Consider the following 16523-nt stretch of genomic DNA (forward strand, 5'->3'; position numbering starts at 1 on the left):
CTTTACGGCTCTATGCCATGACCGGTGAAATGCACGTGGGCGAGGTGGCTATGGCTGTCCTGGGATTGAAGCTTGAGCGCTGAATGCGTCTGGTAGCTGCCGCTGGCCACTTCAGCCTCAAGGAACTCGAAGCCGTTGGGCAGGGACAGGCGGACTCGATGAGGTGAACCGTCGATCGGGCTGCGGATCGGCTCGCCGCTGGCCTGCAATACGCCGGGAATGTCCAGGTGCGCCAAACGCTGATCGACATCGATGGACAGGGTGATGGGCACGAACTGCGGTTCGAACATTTCACTCATGGTGCTGCTGAACACCTGAAACACGTTGGCCCCGGGGTCGCTCTCCAGACCAGAGAGGATGGTCAGCAGGGCTTGGCGTTGCGCCTCGTCGGCGCGTTCATCGATGAACACCTGACAACTGCCGTTGCCCTCATGGATGGCGCCCGGCCAAGCGAAGGTGGCGGCCCAACACAAGCCTCCCAGTGCCACTTGATTGAAATACCCGCGTTCCACTCGCATCGACGCCACCGCGTGGCAGTGGCCATGGGTCGGTGGCGCATCGAATTGACAGGGACAGCCCCAATTGCAGTTGCAGGCAATGAATTCGACGCCCTGCATGCGCCATTCGGCGATGGTCATGATCAACCTCTTCACCTGGTGGGTGAAATGAAAGCTGCGGTTACCCCCATCCCTCCATTAATTAACGCTAGCAGGGTGCGCGCATCGGCTATGGGCTGCCGACCAAAGGTCGGTTTGCCTGGGTTCGCCGCCAGGTGAATCTTGCTGGTATTGCCGACTCGACCTTTCCCTACCCCTCATCCCTGCCATTGGCCGCACCTGCTCTGTGCTGGTGAGGCTGCGAAACGGCAGTAGGCTAGAGCTAGAGGCCGCAAAACACCTGCATCGCATTCAGGGCCGTATCATCCCCACTGCCCTGATCGGGCTCCACCTTGGTCTGGAATCCCCTCACCTTCTTGGCACCGAGGCCATCGAGGCAACTGTAGAATCCGGTCCATTCTCCCCACGCCGCTGGCGGATCACCTACCAGGGTTTGCGACCCACAACTCATCTTGATATTGCCGGCGGCAGTATCGTCCTTCGACCCCTTTTCCTTGTCCCGCCCCTGAAGCCGCTCCACCTGAATGGCAAACGCGATGACGGGATGCTCACGACAAATATAGTCATCGCCCCAACTGCCCCACTTCCCCTCAAGGCTTCGGATGTAAGTTTTCGTTCCGTTGACCCCACTTTTGCATATAAGCTGAACCGCATTCAGTGCGCTGTCGTCGCCGCTGCCTTGATAGGGTTCACTTTTGAGTCGAAACCCCCAGACATATTGCCCTTGGGGGCAGTATGCCGCCGTCCCCCAATCTCCCCATGGTCCTTGTTCTGATGTGTCTGAAGGCACTTGCCCTCGGGCGGCCTCAACGACGATCAACGAAAGTGCACAAACCAGCACGTGTAGGGCGATTTGATCTGACATGGCAGCGCCCTACTTAAACCTGAAAAAGGTGTTTGCCAGATCCAGAATTACTTTTTCGTCTTGCCTGTCCATATCGCCGTCGCCATCAATGTCGGTTTTGACATTAACGTCAACATCCTCCAGGGTCAGGCGGAGTTCTTTCGTAGCCATCACAACACCTCTTCTGGTAGTGGACACTTATCTATACTCTCGAAATTCACTCTAGGGCGCCTTTAGATGCGGTGTCTACTGTCAGACTTTACAGGTCGCTCAAGCTAACCGACAGATGGCGCTATTTCTTCCTTTGACCTGTTATTTCTAACAGTAGACGCATGGCTGTATCCGCAGGTTAATAACTCCACGTTCTGTTTTGACTCGACAGTCACCCCACGACGGGAGCCCTCATGAGCAAGTACTTTGAACAGTGGAACTTTACCCACGCCAGCATAAAGGCACTCACGGCCCTCGCGCTCGCCGTATTATTTGGTTGCGCCACTCAACTGCCGTCGCCACCGCCCGACATTCAGTCTTCCAGTAGTTATGAGCGTTCCGGTGAGGAAACAGCTCAAAAACTGACCACGGCTTATCACAATACCGCCGCCAACTGCGGCACGCCCACCACGCCAGCCTTTCTCTGCTCAGGGGTAACGCTACGCATCACTAAAACCAGCAATAATTACGATCCATGGGATCATAGCGACTTCTCAAGAAAAACCGACGCAGTCTCATTTTCTTATTTGAGAGCCGATACAAAGTTTGTTCGCACTCCATGGTATGGGCTCAATGGTTTGATTTTTTATCCTTATTTAAATGCCCCTTCCGGAAAAATAAAACCCGAAGTGATCTGCTTCTTCCCTCTCGACGGTGATACGTTTTATCGCGATGCCGCTGGGCAGTATGGATGCAGAGACAGTATCGTGCCTCCGCGAGTATTTGCTGATAGCACGCCTTGTCGAGAGCAAAACATTACCACCGCGGAACAATGGGTGGCTCATTATCGAAAGGTCTCTCAATATAGAACCGCGCACTCCTGCGCCTTTATGGTAACGAGCAGCCTGGATGCAGAGGCGGTCCAAGGCTTCAACCAAGCCATTCGGGTTCGTTCATTGATCCCCACTGAGGCTTTTGCCGATCACAACGAGCTGCGCATCAAAGCCTGGCCTGAAAATCAGCCCGGCGTATTGCCGATTCAGGCCTTCTTTTACATCGATACAGGGCTGGCGAATGCCCGAATCGACCAACAGAAATATTACGACCGCACCGGGGGCATGGTGGTCCCCATCATTCGTTTGACCTTACCCAGCACCGCGTCTGCAGATGCCACGTTTGTCTATAACGCCGCGGACCAGGCTGTCCTTCCCATCACCCCGGGGAAACTCAAACCCAAGGTTCCCAAAGCTTATAACGCAGCGGGCGACCACCTGAAAATGAGCGATATCTATACCGACGCTCATGTGGATGTTGAAATACCTCACTACACCGGTATGCATGGAACCGATACCATCCGGGCGCGCTGGCAGGGTCGGGTCAACTACAACAGTCCAATTATCCCCGTCGGTGATCCCCCCGGAAAAAGACTGATCTCAATTCCTCGTCTGGAAGTTGTCGACAATATCGGTCGCTCTGTCGAGGTCGGCTATTCCGTCAAGGAAAAAGGGGTTGGTGAGACGATAGAGTCAGACAGGCTGACACTGCATATCGATCCGCAAGCAGTTCATCCATTACCCGCCCCCAGTTACTCGGCTTCCAAAGTGACCGTGAACTATGGCGGCCAGACTGGTTATACCGTCAGGGCCCGATGGGTGGGTGTGACAACGCGCGACACTGAAACACAGGATGTGACCACCGGCCAGGCCAATGTATTTAATATCCCCAGTGCCTGGATAAGCGAAAACAGCGGAAAAACGGTGTTGATCAATTACTCGATTGTTCGCAAGAACAGCACGGAGCAACGCATGTTCTCGCACGTGCTAAGAGTCAATTTATAAATAGAACCCATTGACATCACCAATGGAGTGGGAACATGAAAAAATTACTCGTCGCGCTCTTGGCGTCGCTGTTATTCCTGGGTTGTACGGAATTTAGCCCTCATGAGCCAGATATTTACGATCACAACCAGCAATCGCCAAGCGCTGCAGCGTCCCCTGCTCAACCGCTTCAAGGCCCCGAGGTGGCGGCTGAACTGCGCCGCCGCTATCTGGACACCCGAACCGACTGCGGTTCGGCCAATAGACCGGCTTTTTTGTGTTCGGGGATTGTATTGCGTGGCACGAGCCATTCAGAGAACAAGCCTTATGATGCCTGGGACCCCAGCGACACGGCGATACGTGTAGGAGGAACTTCATTTTCTTATCTACGCTCGGACTTCAATATGAAGCGCTTGGCCTTCGACTATGATAAGGGCTATGTTTTTGTGCCCTACATGGACACCCCCGTCAATAAATTAAAGATAGAAGTCCTGTGCTTTTTCCCCATTGACGGTCAGTCAGACTATCGCTCTAACAAAGGTTGCGGTGCCCATAAGGATCAACCCGCAATCAGCGTACCATGCGGCTTACAGAATATTCACACCGCCGAGCAGTGGCGCGATCATTACGTGAGATATCCCCAATCCAAACAACGCTGTGGCTTTGACGTCAGTAAAACCTCTAGCACCCCCACAGCCGCTGCTTTTTATCAAGCTTTGCTGACGGGACCTTTGATCTTTCCTACCGGGTTCGATAAACCCAACGATACTAAATTGGCGACATGGCCCACGGGCATTCCTGATCAGTTACCGATCGAGGCGTTCATCTATACCCTTAATACCGGTATCGTTTCGGTGCAACATGACCAGAAACGCTTTCATGACCTAACAGGCATTGTTTTGCCCATTATCAAACTCACGTTACCTGGTACTTTTCAGGGACAAGCCACCTTCGAGTACCGAGACGCCGATCAAGCCGTTCTTCCAGAGGCACCGAAAAAAATCAAACCCAAAGTACCGAAAACCTATAACGCGGCGGGCGACCACCTGAAAATGAGCGATATCTATACCGACGCTCATGTGGATGTTGAAGTACCGCATTACACGGGTATGCATGCCACCGACACCATCAGGGTCCGCTGGCAAGGTCGAGTCAACTACAACAGCGCAATTATCCCCGTCGGAGATCCCCCCGGAAAAAGACTGATCCCAATACCTCGACTGGAAGTCATCGACAATATCGGTCGCTCTGTCGAGGTCGGCTATTCCGTCAAGGAAAAAGGGGTTGGTGAGACGATAGAGTCAGACAGGCTGACACTGCATATCGATCCGCAAGCAGTTCATCCATTACCCGCCCCCAGTTACTCGGCTTCCAAAGTGACCGTGAACTATGGAGGCCAGACTGGTTATACCGTCAGGGTCCGATGGGTGGGTGTGACAACGCGCGACACTGAAACCCAGGATGTGACCACTGGCCAGGCCAATGTATTTAATATCCCCAGTGCCTGGATAAGCGAAAACAGCGGAAAAACGGTATTGATCAATTACTCGATTGTCCGCAAGAACAGCAGTGAGCAACGGATGTTCTCGCAAGTCCTCAGAGTTAACGTTGCCCGTGCAGGTTTGTAACGTCCGCCACTTAACTGAGCAAGGCCGACAACGGTACACACAGATCCAAGGGTTGCGGTGAACCATTCCTGGCTCACCGCCCACCTCCATCGCCCATCAGCTCAGCCCATCAAAAGGTCAATCTCAGCACCCGCGAGAACATCGTGAGTCCGCTACTGCCTGCCTGCCAGACCGAGTAGTTCACCAATACGGTCTTGCCCTGACTTTGCGTGATCCACGCGGCGGGGACATTGTATTGATAGGCCTGGCCGGTAAATACATCCTCTTCCGGCCCTTCAAGGGCCACCCCATCGATCGTCCATCTCACTCTGATTTTGTAGCCGGTCTTTATATCGGCGTGATCCACGGTGATTCTTCTCGCGGCACTGGAGTACGTCGGGGTATGCAGATTCAGGGCTTGAGGATCGATGTGCAAGGTCAGACGCTGCGACTCCAGCGTCTCGCTGCTGGCGTTTTCCTTGACGCTATAACCCACCGTCACGGAGGAGCCGATATTGTCGATCACTTCCAGTCGGGGAATCCGTAGCCGCCTGGGCCCTGGGTTGGGTCCTACCGGGGTTATCGCACCGTCGTGATAGCCGACCCGACCTTCCCAGCGGACCTTGAGCGAGTGAATAGAATCCATGCCCTTGTAATGCGGCACTTCAACTTCCAGGTACGGGTCATAGTAGATATCGCTCATCCGCAGGCGATCATTCGCCGGCGGGTTGTAGGCCTTGGGTACCAACGGTTTGAGCAGATCGAGTTTTACCGTGAAGTTGCGCGTGGCTGAGGGCGGCAAGCCACTGCCATAAAGCGCCTCGACGCGCAGACGATGGTCCCCGGACAACAATCTGTTCACTGGAAACTCCCAACTGCCGCTACCCGGTACATCGACAGTACCCAACAACGTGCTGCCATCGAATACTCTTATTTTCTCGTTGCCCTGAGCCCTACCGGACATGATCACATTCGGCCATGGCGTCGTCGAATTGTTCGCAATCTCCCGCCCGTCACCGCCCTTCACGCTCTCCAGCGTCGGAGCGACAATTGCCCTGACGGTAAAACGTCGTTCAGAGGATTCCACGCCGCTGCCATAAAGGGCCTTGGCCTTGAGAACATAAAGCTTGTCGGCAAGCCCGCTGAGCGCCACGCTCCAGATGCCAGTCGTGGCATCCGCCAGGGCGGGTGCGCTGATGGGCACGGGGTTACCCGTATCAAAGAGTTGGACCCGCTCGCCCTTGCTCGCCGTACCGGTGACCATGACACTTGTCTCAGCGGTATTGCCCCCCGGAGCAATACTGCCCTTGGAGTCACGGATATCGCTGATGGCCGGCTCATTGAAGGTCAGTCTCAGTACCCGTGAGAACATCGTGAGTTCGCTACTGCCCGTTCGCCTGACCGAGTAGTTCACCAGGACGGTCTTGTCTTGGCCCAGCCCGACCCACTCGGCGGGAACCTCATAGTGATAAGGCTGCCCGGTGTGCAGATCCTCTTCCGGCCCCTCAAGCGCCAGATCATCGATCGTCCATCTCACTCTGATTTTGTAGCCGGTCCTGATATCGGCGTGATCTACGGTAACTCTCCTCGCGGTGCGCGAATACGTAGGGGCCGGCAGATCCAGGGCTTGCGGATCGATGTGCAAGGTCAAGCGTTGCGACTCGAGCGTATCGGTGCCATCGTATTCCTTGACGCTATAACCCACCGTCACGGAACCGCCGATATTGTCGATCACTTCCAGCCTGGGAACCCGTAGCCGCCTGGGCCCCGGGTTGGGTCCTACCGGGATTATCGGGCCGTCGTGATAGCCGACCCGGCCTTCCCAGCGGACCTTGAGCGAATGAATGGAGTCCATGCCCTTGTAGTGCGGGACTTCAACTTCCAGGTACGAGTCGGCGTATATGTCACTCATCCGGATGCGATCATTCGCCGGCGGGTTATAGGCTTTGGGTATCAAGGGTTTGAGCAGGTTGAGCCGGACCGTGAAACGGCGAGTGACGGACGGGGGAAGACCGCTGCCATAAAGCGCCTCGACACGTAGACTATGTGGCCCTGACAACAGTCTATTCAGCGAATATTGCCAGCGGCCATTATCGGGCACATCGACGGTCCCCAACGACGTGCTGCCATCAAACACCTCGACTCGCTCGTTACCCTGTGCCCTGCCGAACACGGTCACGTTCGGCCATTGGGTTATCGTGTTATCTGGTATTTCGACCTGGTCTGCGTCCTTCACATTTTCCAGAGTCGGTGCGGCAGTCGCCCCGATGGTCAGCGAACGCACCCGCGAGTAACGCGGCACTTCTGCGCCGCGCTTGAGGTAATAGTCGACGTCCACCGTGCCGTTCAAGTTGTCGAGCACATAACGGTAAGCCACGGTGAACGGCACCGGGGCTCCCGCCGAGTTGGCATTGAGCGGCCGCTCGTCAACCGGCGCACTGACGCGCGAGCCTCTCCAGCGCAAGCCGATAATGTCACCGGGCACGGTGTCAGTGAAGGGAACAATGACATTGGGCCCCACATCGGGATTCACCTTCTCCGGGTCCAGCACATCGTTGCTGTCGGCCTCGATAACGTTGGGCTTTACCATTTCCGGTTGCCCGCTGCCCACGGACAGTTGCAGCTCCAAGGATTTACGTTGGCGATTGATCCAGTAATAAACCGTGAGCGAGCCGCCATCGAGTTTCTTGATTTCGGCCTTGTCCACATTGCGCAGGACCGGTTGACCATCCGCCTCCGAGCCGACGTAGGCGTTATCGTCGAAACTGGTCGAGCCATTATTGGCATCAAGGCCTTCAAACACGATGTAGAGGTGGTCGCCGGGCTGGCGGCCTGGGTAATAGGGGATTGAGACGGTGTAGAAATTCAGATCCGGGTCCAGGGTACTCCCCGTCACGCCGACAAAACTTGGGGCGGCGGGCCGGAGGATCTCGCCGACAACCGTCACGGAGGCATTGTTCGATGGATGATCCGCTTCGCCGCTCCTGATTCGCAGGTAAGACACCGACGCTCGGCCCTTGGCGATGGCGACCACATCTTCATTGGGGATCGAAAAGTCGTATTGGAACGGCACGTATTCGACGGTTTTGTCGAGGGGCCCGACGATGACTTGGGAATCACCTTGTGCAGGCGTGCCGACCCAGGTCAGGCGCAGGGTATCGCCCACCAAATAGTCGGTTCGGTTGGTGTACACCCGGCAAATGACGTCGGCGCCCGCCAGTTGTTCGAGGTCGATCGTTTGGGTGGGGATCTCGTTGACCAACACTTGCGGTGCATCGAGGCGGTTACCGCCCAAATCGACCACCACAGGGGTAGTGGCAGACCAGGGCGCACGCTCGTCGGGATAGTTGTTGCAGACATCCACCACCTGATAGGCAACGATGACCTCGCCGTCCTCTCCCTCCTCGATCTTCGTTCTGTCGACATGAATCGGGATATCGGTGTCCACCTCACCCGGCAGGACGGTGTGCTCCACCGTCGCCTTGCCCCAGGCCAGGTAAATGCGGTCGTTCTTGCGCATGTTTTCGTAGTGATGGATGGTGACCACCACCCCGGCGTCGGCTTCGATGGGGCCGACCCCGTTGTCGATAATCTCCTGGGGAAGGGTGTAGCGCAGGCCCGAATGCCCGGGTGTGGTCGGGTCAGCGTCATAGCCGCCGGGGCGATTAAGCTTGACCAGATACTTCTTCGGTGGCGAGTCCACGGGGGTTTGCGAGGGGCGGGTCACGCTGTAGAACACCGGGTTGGCATCGCCCTCGATGAGAAGGCCCGCGTTGAGAGGAATCCGCAACCGATCGGGGGGATTGTCATCAATGGTGGCGGTCCAGACCGGGGTTTGTGCGTTGTTCCAGTAGAAGGCAATCGCGTCGCCGTCGCCGTTGGGGAACCAGATATCGACGTAGCATTTCAACCCACCCTCGACCAGCCCGACCCCGATACCGCCGTCGTAGTCTTCGAAGGGAAGCGCTATGTTGGGGATGTACGGCTCATCAAGGTTCAGTGGTTGGTTGTTGTCTGGCTCGGCAGGTTCGGATGACTTTTTCATGAAAATACCCTTGCATCGGGTGCTCCGCCGCAGAGGGGGCGTGGCCTACAACCGGTGGGGTTATTAACGGGCGGATGGGGTGTTGCGTCTACTGTCAGGAATGACAGTAGACGGGGGAGACTGAGGCCGTTTATCGGTTAGTAAAGGCTTTGGTAGCGTTGCGTTGCTGCAAATTGTGGGTGTAAAAACACACCAGCATCTATCAAGAGAGAGCGCCATGAGTACCATCCGCTTCGGATGGTTCTGCCAGCCAGGGCGGTGCGACCGACGAGATCTTTCCCGTGGCGAGGGAGCGAGCCCCCCGCCACAGGGTTATGTGGAGAGTCGGCTAACGCGGATCGACGTTATCCAACGCCCGATTCGCCAGCAACCCTCCCAGCTCGATCAACTGCTGAATACCCAGCGCCACATGCCGACGTGAACCCTCCAGCTCGAACGCCAGATCACTGATCATGGCATCGGCCGAAGCCAGGGTTTCACTCAGGTTGGCGAGCAGGCATTCGGTGTCGATGCCGTTGATCACGGTGAAGAGCTGAGCGGGTGCGGGATCGGCCTCCGGCTTTTCCGGTTTTGGCTTCAGATAGAAGTCGAGGGCGCGCTCGGCGGCTTCGTCGAGTTTTTTAGCGGCGGCGGTTTTGTGCGGGGATGTTGGATCGGTGTCCGGTGGGTTGGGGGTTGCTTTGAACATGATTGAAGCTCCGATGCATTTGAAAAGGAGCCATCACCCATTCGCTACCAAACGGAGGGTGGCGGCCATACGAAGGTTGGTAGACCGGGCATCGGAGCCGGCGCCTCCGAAGAGACCCTGCGCATGGCCACCAGAAAGCAAAGTGCATGACTGCACTTGCAGGAGGTGACGCTATGCACCGACAACCCGGGCTACCAAACCCGATCGCTGATTTGTCAGCGACCTGGAAACGATAAAGTCCGGCCTATAGGCGCACAAGCCGGCGGATTCTGGCGCAGTTGTAGGCAATGGCGCAAGGCGGGGTAGCCTGAGGGTGAAGGATGGGGTGAGGCGCAGTGTAGGCAAACTAAATCCTGTGAAAACGATTTTTTCTCGCTTTCACAGGATTTATTTCTGGTTAATAAATGCGTCCCCTTTATCCCTATTTTTGTATTAAAGCCGATGAATACGAATGTCGTCGATATCAACTTTGCTACTCTCATCCGATACAAGGAAACTTAAATCACCAGGTGATGAGGGGGCTTCGAACGTATAAAGATATGTTTGCCACTGGGGGGAAAGTCGATGGGAGTCGATAGGCCGAAGGCTAGGCAAGAACCAAAGCTCTAACCTTATTCCAGACAGTGTGCTACGCGCTCGCACGCTGACTTCATAGTACTCCCCAGAATTCAGAGGCGATTGCATCAGGATTGCTAGGATCATCTTACAGTAGTCATTACCATCCTCCCTGACTACAGCCCCGGTGCCAATCGTCCAGCCGTTCAAGTCTCCATTTGTGAATGGCGTATAGTGAATCAGCAGAGGGATCATGACGATGGTATATGAGCGCATCGGAAAGGAAACGGACTCGCTCTGGTTGCTGGCGCGATTGAAAGTAACCTCCAGCACAACCTTGAACTCAGAGCCGCTGCGCAGTTTGGAGAGGTCGCTGCGCAACAGCGTTTTGGAGAGGCCAACGGTCACTTGTGAAGGCGTCACCTCCTCAGCAACGGCGAGGGCAATGACGTGATCCGAACCGTCCCTTGCAATACCTTCAACACGCAACCAAACACGCTGCCCCGCCGCGATTAACGGCCACGGCGCGACGGTAACGCGGGCATCACCCGTGAAATTGCCCAGATTCAACTCACTACCGGCACCATTTTGTGCCGCCTGCGGAATCAGCGGCATGCCAAGGCTGGCCTCGGGTATCGCCTGCACCGCCAGATTCAGCAAAGCCGACGGCGGCGATTCACTGCCACGGGTCACGGTGTAGCTGACCGTCACCGGCTTGCCCAGGTTGAAGGCAATCACCGAAACCGGCATCGCAATTTCCCGATCAGGCGGCAGCACCTGCGCTGGAGTAGTGTAGGACCCGCCCCCGGCAGTCCCCGCCCAGGTGACGCTGACCTGATCCCCCGGCTGCACCCCGTAATCCGGTATCACCACGGTCAGCTTGTCCTTGCCCGCCACCGGGTTCAATTGCTGAGTCGGTGCAATGCCCGTGGCCTCCTTGACGCTGGGCGCCGACAGGTTCATGGCTGTGCCAATGGTCAATGTGCGCACCCGCGAGTAACGCGGCACTTCCGCGCCGCGCTTGAGGTAATAGTCGACGTCCACCGTGCCGTTCAAGTTGCCGATCACATAGGAGTAGGGCACGACAAACGGCACCGGGGCTCCCGCTGAATTGGCATTGAGCGGCCGCTCGTCAACCGGCGCACTCACCTGCGAGCCTCTCCAGCGCAACCCGATGATGTCACCGGGCACGGTGCCCGTGTAAGGCGCTGACACATTGGCCCCGACATTGGGATTCACATTGCTGGGATCCAGGACATCATTGCTGTCGGCTTCAATGACATCGGGCTTTTCGAATGACGGCTGGCCATTGCCCACGGACAGTTGCAGCTCCAAGGATTTACGTTGGCGATTGATCCAGTAATAAACCGTGAGCGAGCCGCCATCGAGTTTCTTGATTTCAACCTTGTTCACATTGCGCAGAACCGGATCGCCATCCGCCTCCGAGCCGACGTAGGCGTTATCGTCGAAACTCGTTGGACTGTTGCTGGCGTCGAGGCCTTCAAACAGGATGTAGAGATGGTCGCCGGGCTGGCGACCTGGGTAATAGGGGATTGAGACGGTGTAGAAATTCAGGTCCGGGTCCAGGGCACTGCCCGTCGCCTCGATAATGTCGGGTCTGGCCGGCTGCTGGATGTCGCCGACGACCGTCACGGAAGCATTGTTCGATGGACGATCCGCTTCGCCATTTCTGATCCGAACGTAGGACACCGACGCTCGGCCTTTGGCGATGGCGACCACGTCTTCATTGGGGATCGAAAAGTCGTATGGAAACGGCACGTACTCGACGGTTTTGTCGAGCGGCCCGACGATGACCTGGGAATCACCCTGTGCAGGCGTGCCGACCCAGGTCAGGCGCAAGGTATCGCCCACCAGATAGTCGGTTGGGTGGGTGTACACCCGGCAAATGACATCGGCGCCCGCCAGTTGTTCGAGGTCGATCGTCTGGGTGGGGATACCATTGACCAGCACCTGCGGTGCATCGAGGCGATTACCGTTCAGATCGACCACCACGGTGGTATCGGCAGACCAGGGCGCGCGTTCATCAGGGTAGTTGTTGCAGACATCCACCACCTGATAAGCGATGGTGACCTGCCCCTCACGACCAGCCTCGATCGTCGCTCTGTCGACATGAATGGTGATATCCGTGTCCACCTCGTCCGGCTGGACAAGGTGCTCCACCGTCGCTCGCCCCCAGGCCAGGCGAATACGGTCGTTCTTGCGCATGTGTTCATAGTGAAAGATGGTGATGTCCACCCCGGCGTCGGCTTCGCTGGGGCCGACACCGTTGTCGATAATCTCCTGGGGCACCTCATAGCGCAGCCCGGAATGGCCGGGGATTGACGGTTGATCGTCATAGCCGCCGGGGCGATTAAGCTTGACCAGAAACTTCTGCCGTGGCGAGTCCACGGGAGTTTGCGAGGGACGGGTCACGCTGTAGAACACCGGGTCGACATCGCCTTCCCGGACAAGTCCCCTGTTGAGCTGAATCGGCAGCCGATCAGGGGGATTATCATCGATGGTGTGGTTCCAGACCGGGGTTTGTGCGTTGTTCCAGTAGAAGGCAATCGCGTCGCCGTCACCGTTGGGGAACCAGATATCGACGTAGCATTTCAACCCATCCTCGACCAGCCCGACCCCGATGCCGCCGGCGTAGTCTTCGAACGCAGGGGCCATGTTGGGGATGTGCAGCGGATCAAGGCGCAATAAGTTGTCATTGCCTGATGCGGCAGGGTCAGCAGACTTTTTCATGGAAATACCCTTGCGTCGGGTGCTCGCCGCAGAGGGGGCGTGGCCTACAACCGGTGGGGTTATTAACGGGCGGATGGGGTGTTGCGTCTACTGTCAGGAATGACAGTTTGCAGGGGTAAGCAGAGGCCGTTTATCGGACAATGCAGGTGCAAGCGACAAAGCGCCTACCGGGACTGGGCTGGCGGTGTCCACGCTGAATGCCACACACCGCCATCGCGAGCAGGCTCGCTCCCACTGGTCCGCACCCGGCTCCGGGAGTCAGCTCAGGCTCTCATCGATCACCAACACCAACTTCCCAGACACCTTATTGGTCGCCAGCTCCGCGAACGCCGCTTCGGCATCCTTGATCGCAAAGGTCCTGGCCAGTTGCGGGCTCAGGCGTTTGTCGGTGAACAGCGGCCACACCTGGTGCCCCAGCTCACTGATCAGGTCGGCCTTGAACTGATCGTCACGACTGCGCAAGGTCGAGCCGAGCAATTGGATACGCTTGCCCAGTACCTGCGCCAGATCGAGTTCGGTCGAGCGCCCGCCCATCAGGCCGATCAACACCCAACGGCCGTCAACTGACAAAAGTTTCACGTTCAACGCAGCGTAGTTCGCGCCCACCGGATCGAGGATCACATCGAAGGGGGCGAAGTCGTTCAGGCTCTCGAGGCCATCGGTGCGTATCACACCGCCGTGGGCCCCCAGCGCCTCGCAATAACTCAGACGATCAGCCGAACCGACGCTGACCCAGCACGGGTTGCCAAAGGCCTTGCACAACTGGATCGCGGCCGAACCGACACCGCTGGCCCCGGCGTGCAGCAGCACTTTCTCCCCCGGTTTGAGTGCAGCCAGCTGAAACAGATTGAGCCACGCGGTGCTGTAAACCTCAGGCAGCGCGGCCGCCTCAGCCAGGGATAACCCTTCGGGCACCGGCAGGACATGCCGGCCATCGACCACCACCTCTTCGGCCATCCCGCCGCCGGCCAGCAGGGCGCAAACGCGATCGCCAATCTGCCACGAGGAGCCCGCTCCGACCTCGCTGATCACCCCGGAGCACTCCAGGCCCAGCACCTGACTGGCGCCGGGCGGCGGCGGATAATATCCGGCCTTTTGTAACAAATCGGCTCGATTCAGACCGGCGGCCGCCACACGGATGCGGACTTGCCCTACATCACACGTCGGACTTGGCTCATCTGCCCATACCACTTGGCCTTCAACGCCTTGCAATGCTTTCACGGTGCCTCCATAGTGAGTCTCGACTGGGCCCGCTGCTGTAACGCCGGGCTTTCTTGCATTATGCGCCCGGGCCACATGGAACCGGCGACTTCAAAGACGGCCTAATATGCGTTATCAATTGTCCCTGCGTCGAATCAGCATGAAGCACCTGTTCCCCAGCACCGCCCTCGCGCTTGTCATTGGCCTCGGTCTGTTGCCGCTGTCGAGCGATACGTTCGCAGCCAATAGCTGGGACAAGCTTCAGCCCGATCGCGACGAGGTGATTGCCAGCCTCAACGTCGTTGAATTGCTCAAGCGCCATCATTACAGCAAGCCGCCGCTCGATGACGCGCGCTCGGTCATCATCTACGACAGCTACCTGAAGCTGCTTGATCCCTCGCGCAGCTATTTCCTGGCCAGCGACATCGCTGAATTCGACAAGTGGAAAACCCAGTTCGACGATTTCCTCAAGAGCGGCGACCTGAACGCCGGGTTCATCATCTACAAGCGCTATCTGGATCGCGTGAAGGCGCGTCTGGATTACACCCTTGCCGAGTTGAACAAAGGCGTCGACAAGATCGACTTCAATACCAAGGAAACCTTGCAGGTGGATCGCAAGGACGCCGCCTGGCTCAGAAGCACCGCTGAACTTGACGACCTGTGGCGCAAACGCGTCAAGGACGAAGTGCTGCGCATGAAGATCGCCGGCAAGGACTCCAAGCAGATCCAGGAAACCTTGACCAAACGCTACAAGAACCAACTGGCCCGTCTGGACCAGACTCGCGCCGAAGATATCTTCCAGGCGTACATCAATACCTTCGCCATGTCCTACGACCCGCACACCAATTATCTGTCGCCCGATAATGCGGAAAACTTCGACATCAACATGAGCCTGTCCCTGGAAGGCATCGGCGCGGTGCTGCAGAGCGACAACGATCAAGTGAAGATCGTGCGCCTGGTGCCGGCAGGACCTGCCGACAAGACTAAACAGGTCGGCCCGGCGGACAAGATCATTGGTGTCGCCCAGGGCAACAAGGAAATGGTCGACGTGGTCGGCTGGCGCCTGGACGAAGTGGTCAAGCTGATCCGCGGCCCGAAAGGCTCGGTGGTGCGCCTGGAAGTCATCCCGGCCAGCAATGCGCCGAACGACCAGACCAGCAAAGTCGTGGCCATCACCCGTGAAGCGGTGAAGCTGGAAGAGCAGGCTGCAAAAAAATCCGTCCTCAAACTGAAACAGGATGGCAAGGACTACAAGCTCGGTGTGATCGAGATCCCGGCTTTCTATCTGGACTTCAAGGCCTTCCGCGCCGGTGATCCGAACTACAAGAGCACCACGCGCGATGTGAAGAAGCTGCTGACCGAGTTGCAGAAGGAAAAAGTCGACGGTGTCGTCATCGACTTGCGCAACAACGGCGGCGGCTCCCTCCAGGAAGCTACGGAACTGACCAGCCTGTTCATCGACAAGGGCCCGACCGTGCTCGTGCGTAACGCCGATGGCCGCGTGGATGTGCTTGAGGATGAAAATCCGGGGGCGTTCTACAAGGGCCCGATGGCCTTGCTGGTCAACCGTCTGTCGGCATCGGCCTCGGAGATTTTCGCCGGCGCCATGCAGGACTATCACCGGGCACTGATCATCGGCGGCCAGACCTTCGGCAAAGGCACCGTGCAGACCATCCAGCCGCTCAACCATGGCGAACTGAAGCTGACCCTGGCCAAGTTCTACCGGGTTTCCGGCCAGAGCACCCAGCACCAGGGTGTACTGCCGGACATCGATTACCCGTCGATCATCGACACCAAGGAAATCGGTGAAAGCGCCCTGCCCGAGGCCATGCCGTGGGACACCATCCGGCCTGCGATCAAGCCGGCCGTGGATCCGTTCAAGCCATTCCTGGCGCAACTCAAGTCCGATCATGACGCTCGCACGTCCCAGGACGCAGAGTTTGTATTCATCCGCGACAAGCTGGCTTTGGCGCAGAAGTTGATGCTGGAGAAAACCGTCACCCTCAACGAAGCCGAGCGTCGCGCACAGCATACCGACATCGAAGCCAAGCAACTGACCATGGAAAACCTGCGACGCAAGGCCAAGGGTGAAGAGCCGCTCAAGGAACTGAAGAAAGAGGATGAAGACCTGATCGCCGAGCCGGAAAAAACCAAACCGGAAGACGATGCCTACCTGAGCGAGACCGGTCGTATCCTCATCGATTACCTGAAACTCAACACGGCGATTGCCAAGCACTGACATGATGGCC

Annotated in this window: 10 protein-coding genes; 3 read left to right on the forward strand and 7 right to left on the reverse strand. The window is 57.3% G+C overall.

Going from position 1 to position 16523, the window contains the following annotated elements; all coding sequences use genetic code 11:
- Positions 1 to 2 precede the first annotated feature (2 nt).
- The 3 genes from QOM08_RS20895 to QOM08_RS20905 all read right to left on the reverse strand — a co-directional run bounded on the left by QOM08_RS20895 (position 3) and on the right by QOM08_RS20905 (position 1632).
- Positions 3 to 638 (reverse strand): DUF1326 domain-containing protein, encoded by a 636-nt coding sequence (locus QOM08_RS20895; protein ID WP_047229653.1) that lies wholly within the window; start codon positions 636 to 638, stop codon positions 3 to 5.
- Positions 639 to 879: 241 nt separating this feature from the next.
- Entirely contained in the window at positions 880 to 1482 is a 603-nt protein-coding gene (locus QOM08_RS20900; protein ID WP_139049402.1) for a hypothetical protein, read from the reverse strand.
- 9 nt (positions 1483 to 1491) lie between these two features.
- Positions 1492 to 1632: a hypothetical protein gene (locus QOM08_RS20905; RefSeq protein WP_171061334.1), complete on the reverse strand. Its 141-nt coding sequence runs from the start codon at positions 1630 to 1632 to the stop codon at positions 1492 to 1494.
- 233 nt (positions 1633 to 1865) lie between these two features.
- Here QOM08_RS20905 and QOM08_RS20910 point away from each other — a divergent pair, with 233 nt between their 5' ends.
- Together QOM08_RS20910 and QOM08_RS20915 are read left to right on the forward strand one after the other, a co-directional pair.
- A complete protein-coding gene (locus QOM08_RS20910; protein ID WP_316912074.1) occupies positions 1866 to 3449 on the forward strand; it encodes a hypothetical protein in 1584 nt (527 codons plus the stop codon).
- A gap of 35 nt (positions 3450 to 3484) precedes the next feature.
- Positions 3485 to 5056: a hypothetical protein gene (locus tag QOM08_RS20915; RefSeq protein WP_316912075.1), complete on the forward strand. Its 1572-nt coding sequence runs from the start codon at positions 3485 to 3487 to the stop codon at positions 5054 to 5056.
- A 109-nt stretch (positions 5057 to 5165) separates the two neighbouring features.
- Here QOM08_RS20915 and QOM08_RS20920 read toward each other — a convergent pair whose 3' ends face one another.
- From QOM08_RS20920 to QOM08_RS20935, 4 genes are all read right to left on the reverse strand, one after another.
- Entirely contained in the window at positions 5166 to 9080 is a 3915-nt protein-coding gene (locus tag QOM08_RS20920; RefSeq protein WP_316912076.1) for a hypothetical protein, read from the reverse strand.
- A 328-nt stretch (positions 9081 to 9408) separates the two neighbouring features.
- Positions 9409 to 9768 carry a DUF6124 family protein gene (locus tag QOM08_RS20925; RefSeq protein ID WP_316912077.1) on the reverse strand — a complete coding sequence of 120 codons (360 nt, stop codon included), beginning with the start codon at positions 9766 to 9768 and terminating at the stop codon, positions 9409 to 9411.
- Positions 9769 to 10200: 432 nt separating this feature from the next.
- Positions 10201 to 13074 (reverse strand): hypothetical protein, encoded by a 2874-nt coding sequence (locus QOM08_RS20930; protein ID WP_316912078.1) that lies wholly within the window; start codon positions 13072 to 13074, stop codon positions 10201 to 10203.
- A 258-nt stretch (positions 13075 to 13332) separates the two neighbouring features.
- Positions 13333 to 14295: a zinc-binding dehydrogenase gene (locus QOM08_RS20935; RefSeq protein ID WP_316912079.1), complete on the reverse strand. Its 963-nt coding sequence runs from the start codon at positions 14293 to 14295 to the stop codon at positions 13333 to 13335.
- Positions 14296 to 14434: 139 nt separating this feature from the next.
- Here QOM08_RS20935 and QOM08_RS20940 point away from each other — a divergent pair, with 139 nt between their 5' ends.
- On the forward strand, positions 14435 to 16513 hold the full coding sequence (locus tag QOM08_RS20940; RefSeq protein ID WP_316913244.1) for a carboxy terminal-processing peptidase: 2079 nt from the start codon (positions 14435 to 14437) through the stop codon (positions 16511 to 16513).
- Positions 16514 to 16523: the final 10 nt, after the last annotated feature.

The organism is Pseudomonas sp. P105 (genome assembly GCF_032614175.1).
GTDB classification, from domain to species: Bacteria; Pseudomonadota; Gammaproteobacteria; order Pseudomonadales; family Pseudomonadaceae; genus Aquipseudomonas; species Aquipseudomonas rhizophila.

Bases quoted from the DNA above. Each gene is read 5' to 3' on its own strand.
- QOM08_RS20895 (WP_047229653.1), bottom strand. From the start codon at position 638: ATGACCATCGCCGAATGGCGCATGCAGGGCGTCGAATTCATTGCCTGC.
- QOM08_RS20900 (WP_139049402.1), bottom strand. From the start codon at position 1,482: ATGTCAGATCAAATCGCCCTACACGTGCTGGTTTGTGCACTTTCGTTG.
- QOM08_RS20905 (WP_171061334.1), bottom strand. From the start codon at position 1,632: ATGGCTACGAAAGAACTCCGCCTGACCCTGGAGGATGTTGACGTTAAT.
- QOM08_RS20910 (WP_316912074.1), top strand. From the start codon at position 1,866: ATGAGCAAGTACTTTGAACAGTGGAACTTTACCCACGCCAGCATAAAG.
- QOM08_RS20915 (WP_316912075.1), top strand. From the start codon at position 3,485: ATGAAAAAATTACTCGTCGCGCTCTTGGCGTCGCTGTTATTCCTGGGT.
- QOM08_RS20920 (WP_316912076.1), bottom strand. From the start codon at position 9,080: ATGAAAAAGTCATCCGAACCTGCCGAGCCAGACAACAACCAACCACTG.
- QOM08_RS20925 (WP_316912077.1), bottom strand. From the start codon at position 9,768: ATGTTCAAAGCAACCCCCAACCCACCGGACACCGATCCAACATCCCCG.
- QOM08_RS20930 (WP_316912078.1), bottom strand. From the start codon at position 13,074: ATGAAAAAGTCTGCTGACCCTGCCGCATCAGGCAATGACAACTTATTG.
- QOM08_RS20940 (WP_316913244.1), top strand. From the start codon at position 14,435: ATGAAGCACCTGTTCCCCAGCACCGCCCTCGCGCTTGTCATTGGCCTC.